Annotated in this window: 5 protein-coding genes; 4 read left to right on the forward strand and 1 reads right to left on the reverse strand. The window is 50.9% G+C overall.

Going from position 1 to position 2,796, the window contains the following annotated elements; genetic code table 11:
- Nucleotides 1-191 precede the first annotated feature (191 nt).
- Both C7386_RS13090 and C7386_RS13095 read left to right on the forward strand, forming a co-directional pair.
- Nucleotides 192-836: a CHC2 zinc finger domain-containing protein gene (locus C7386_RS13090; protein ID WP_116705726.1), complete on the forward strand. Its 645-nt coding sequence runs from the start codon at nt 192-194 to the stop codon at nt 834-836.
- Nucleotides 805-2,142, forward strand: coding sequence for a virulence-associated E family protein (locus tag C7386_RS13095; RefSeq protein WP_116705727.1), 1,338 nt, complete (start codon nt 805-807; stop codon nt 2,140-2,142). Before C7386_RS13090 ends, C7386_RS13095 begins: the two co-directional genes overlap by 32 nt.
- A gap of 28 nt (nt 2,143-2,170) precedes the next feature.
- On the opposite strand, the gene C7386_RS13880 is transcribed toward C7386_RS13095, so the two are convergent.
- Entirely contained in the window at nt 2,171-2,410 is a 240-nt protein-coding gene (locus C7386_RS13880) for a tweety protein (protein WP_116705729.1), read from the reverse strand.
- On the opposite strand from C7386_RS13880, the gene C7386_RS13105 reads away from it, so the two are divergent.
- Nucleotides 2,384-2,581, forward strand: coding sequence for a hypothetical protein (locus C7386_RS13105; RefSeq protein ID WP_116705728.1), 198 nt, complete (start codon nt 2,384-2,386; stop codon nt 2,579-2,581). The two genes, C7386_RS13880 and C7386_RS13105, sit on opposite strands and share 27 nt — an antisense overlap.
- Nucleotides 2,582-2,796 (forward strand): recombinase family protein (locus tag C7386_RS13110; RefSeq protein ID WP_165815561.1); only part of this gene is annotated, 215 nt, incomplete at its 3' end.

Here is a 2,796-nt window from a genome sequence, read left to right on the forward strand (position 1 = left end):
GAAAGCAAAGAGCCGCCCAAGAAGCAGCCCATCAAAGAAGTCTTGCAGGATAAGGCGAACGAGAAAAAAGCACAAAGAACTGTCCCGGCACAGACGAAACACAAACAACAGGATATGGAACTTTAACAGGCACTTGCCATTTTCAGATTGAGAATGTCAGGTGCTTTTCTTTTTTTCAAGGAGGGATAGATTTGAATTTATTTGAAGCTGTGAAGCAGTCCGTCACAACAAGACAGGCTGCGGAGCATTATGGAATCCATATAGGTCGGAACGGGATGGCTTGCTGCCCGTTCCATCACGATAAAACCCCAAGCATGAAGCTGGATCGGCGTTACCACTGCTTCGGCTGCGGTGCGGATGGGGATGTGATTGATTTTGCCGCCGCCCTGTATGGGCTGGGAAAGAAAGAAGCCGCCATACAACTGGCAAATGACTTCGGGCTTTCCTATGAGGACTGGAAGCCGCCGGGAAAGGCAAAAAAGCCCAAGCCCCGGCAGAAATCCCCGGAGGAACAGTTTCAGGAAGCAAAGAGCCGCTGCTTCCGTATTCTTGCTGATTATCTCCATCTGCTCCGGGCATGGAGAAAGGACTACGCCCCGCATTCCCCGGAGGAAGTCTTTCATCCCCGGTTTGTGGAAGCCTTACAGAAGCAAGCCCATGTGGAATATCTGCTGGATGTGCTGCTGTTCGGGGAGACAGAGGAAAAAGCGGCTTTGATTACGGACTACGGAAAGGATGTGATACAGCTTGAAAAGCGAATGGCAGAGCTTGCCGCCGCAAACGCAGCAAGAACTAAAAAACACCATGAACGCCATGCAGCCGCCCCAGAGCATTGAGGAAATCAAGGCGGGGCTGGAAACTACCGAGAAAGGCGGTGTCCGTCAGAGCATACGGAACTGCCTGACCGTATTCCAGCGTGACCCGCTGCTTTCCGGGGCTATCGCATACAACATCCTGACCGACCGCAAGGACATCATAAAGCCCATCGGCTTCCACAGGGAAAGCACCGCCCTGAACGATACGGACATGAAGTATCTGCTTCTCTATCTGGAAGAAACCTACGGGCTTACCAATGAGAAGAAGATTGATAACGCCATCGGGATTGTGGCGAATGAAAACAAGTACCATCCCATCCGGGACTATCTCAATACCCTTGTGTGGGACGGGACAGAGCGAATCCGTTTCTGCCTGCGGCACTTTCTGGGGGCTGACGCAGACGATTACACCTATGAAGCGTTGAAGCTGTTCCTGCTGGGTGCAATCTCACGAGCCTTTCAGCCGGGGTGCAAATTTGAAATCATGCTCTGTCTGGTAGGCGGTCAGGGGGCTGGCAAGTCCACCTTCTTCCGTCTGATGGCAGTCCGGGACGAGTGGTTCTCCGATGATTTGCGGAAGCTGGACGATGACAATGTGTACCGCAAGCTGCAAGGTCACTGGATTATCGAAATGTCGGAAATGATGGCAACCGCCAACGCCAAGAGCATTGAGGAAATCAAGTCATTTTTAAGCCGGCAGAAAGAGGTTTACAAGATACCCTATGAAACCCACCCGGCAGACCGCCCCCGTCAGTGCGTGTTTGGCGGCACTTCCAATGCCCTTGACTTCCTGCCCCTTGACCGTTCCGGCAACCGCCGCTTTATCCCCGTCATGGTGTACCCGGAGCAAGCCGAGGTTCACATTTTGGAGGACGAAGCTGCTTCCAGAGCCTATATCGAGCAGATGTGGGCGGAAGCGATGGAGATTTACCGAAGCGGCAGGTTCAAGCTGGCTTTCAGCCCCGACATGCAGCGGTATCTGAAAGAACACCAGCGGGATTTTATGCCGGAGGACACCAAAGCCGGAATGATACAGGCGTATCTTGATAGGTACACCGGGAGCATGGTCTGCTCCAAGCAGCTCTACAAGGAAGCTTTGAACCATGCCTTTGACGAGCCGAAGCAATGGGAAATACGGGAAATCAACGAGATTATGAACCAGTGCATTACCGGCTGGCGGTACTTCCCGAATCCAAGAATGTTTTCCGAATACGGCAGACAAAAGGGCTGGGAGCGTGAAAACCCGGCAACGGACTTATGCAACCCGTCTGAAAAAGCAATGGATGGCTTTGTGGAGGTCACAGAACAGATGGAGCTTCCATTCTGAAAATGACAGCCCGTTGCACCCCCTGTTGCTATCCCGTTGCCGAGCCGGTTGCCGGGGAAAACCCCTTATTTCCGGGCTTTTCTCCCTTATAACAACCAAAACAACAGAAAAATGAAAGAAAAGTATAAATAGTAACCATCGCCAGATTGAGATTGTTTGCAAGGTCTTTTGAAGCCCGTTGCCGGACTTCGTTGCCGACACCCTCTGTCTGGCTATTTTCATGTATGGAGGATAACTGCCTATGGCAAAAAACAAAACAGAGATTCATGTGACTACTGTGTTTGACGGGGAGCTTGACGCAACCGATGTGTTCGTCAGCCTGATTTCCCAGAAATATGGAAAGACAAATTCAAAAGAATATCTTGCTAAAAAGAAAGATATGAAGTATAATGAAGATGAGGTTCAAAAGAGCCAGATACCGTCTGGATTGTGTGGGTAAATGGCTATGATGAACGAAATGGAATACAGAACAATCGGTTCGGCACTTGCCGGGGGTTATCGTGCGGCGGTCTATTGCAGGCTGTCAAAGGACGATGACCTGCAAGGCGAAAGTGCCAGTATCGCAAACCAGCGTGATATGCTGGAAAAATACTGCGAAAAGCAGGGATGGGAGGTTGTGGCAGTCTATCAGGACGATGGCTTCACAGGTCTTAA

The sequence above is a fragment of the Agathobaculum butyriciproducens genome (assembly GCA_003096535.1).
GTDB classification, from domain to species: Bacteria; Bacillota; Clostridia; order Oscillospirales; family Butyricicoccaceae; genus Agathobaculum; species Agathobaculum butyriciproducens.